Below are 1,500 nucleotides of genomic sequence, written 5' to 3'. Positions count from 1 at the left end.
GGGATCGACCAAATTGCGAAGACGGTTGAGCGCGCGCTCAAACCGGTCTCTTGCGCTTGCGTGGACAACGGGAAACCTGTCCGCATAGGCTTCGAGGTTGAAGCGTGGGAACCGTTTTGTAATCTCGCAAATGGTGGCATGGGCTGCTTCGGTTTCGTTCAGCATAGCCTGCGACAAGGCGCGAAAGCCGAGGCTGGAGACATGCTCGAACCCGCGCTGAGATGCCGCCACCGACCTTTCGTATTCACCAAGAAAGAACGCAATCCGGGTTTCCACGACCCGATGATAACCGGGGAGCGCAGGGTTCAGCGCCTGCGCCTTATCGAGCATCTCGCGGGCTGCGGTCAGATCGCCAAGAACAAAGGCAAGTGGCGTGGTTACCGCGATGCAGGCATCAGCGTCCGACGAAACCGATTGTGCTGCGCTCTGCGTTGCCTCGACCGCGCGTTGCAGATCTCCGTCACCGGCCCATTTGATGGCCACCAATGCCAGATTGGCCGGATCGTGCGGTTCAAGACGGTATGCCTGCTCGATCGCCTCACCCGCCTCGTCAAGCATCTCGGAGGAGGGGTCTGCGACGACGTCATAGGCCCAACGCAGCATGACCGATTTCATCGCCCAGCAACGGGCGAAACGCGGGTCCAACTCCAGCGAGCGGCGAAAATGCTCGACGGAGCGCATCAGCCCCTGTTCATCGAGTTCAAGATTGATATCGCACCCCCGGATGAAATGCTCAAACGCGTTGAGGTCCTCGGGCGCGCGCACGGAGGCTGATTTGAACTGCGCGACGTGAAGCTCACCGTGCCAGCCGACGAGCTTTGAAACAACTGATCTGACAATTTCATCGCGTGCCGCATTCAGGTTGGTCGCCGGGCGCTCCGCCTTGTCTGACCAAAGCGCTTGTCCCGATTTGCCATCCACCAGCTGAAAACGCGCCCGAACGAAGCCACCGATAATATCGAGATTGCTTTCAAGCAGATAGTCAGCCTCAAGCGACTGTGCTATGGCCCGCGCATCCTGCTGCATGTCGATGGAAAATGACGACATGCGCGCAACCACGGCAATGTCGCGATACCGCCCCAGCTCGTTGATGAGATCGGTTGCGATAGCCTCTGAAACTTGCGCGCAGTCCTGCGCATGTTCTTTGACATAGGGCCTCAGAATGGCGAGAGTGACACGCGCCTCACGCGGGGGCAGAAGCCCTGCCATGCCTGCTGCGCCTGTCTGGACTCCGCCCAGGAATTGGAACCCGCGACCGCGCAGGGTTTTAATGAAACTGGGGTTTTGTGCATCGTCGCCCAATGCGACGCGCAGGTCGTGAATGTACTCCCGGACAAGGTCGGGCGTCACGTGCAGCCCTGGCCAGACTTCCGCGAGCAGTTCTTCACGCGACACAACCTCGCCGGTACGGGCTACGAGGCATTCCAGAACCGCGGCGGCCTTTGGTGTTAACGAGATAGAGACATCGCCTTTGATGAGGTAGTGTTTGTCTGGGTTGTA

1 protein-coding gene is annotated in these 1,500 nt (G+C 59.2%); it reads right to left on the bottom strand.

Translation table 11 applies throughout. The annotated features are described in order from the left end of the window. A partial coding sequence (locus Q5Y75_RS28305) for a winged helix-turn-helix domain-containing tetratricopeptide repeat protein (RefSeq protein ID WP_306203639.1) occupies window positions 1-1,500 on the bottom strand: 1,500 nt, incomplete at both ends.

The sequence above is a fragment of the Ruegeria discodermiae genome (assembly GCF_030758345.1).
Taxonomy (GTDB): Bacteria; Pseudomonadota; Alphaproteobacteria; order Rhodobacterales; family Rhodobacteraceae; genus Ruegeria_C.
The sequence above is the reverse complement of the archived record's forward strand: the minus strand, read 5'-3'. Positions and strand labels throughout refer to the sequence as shown.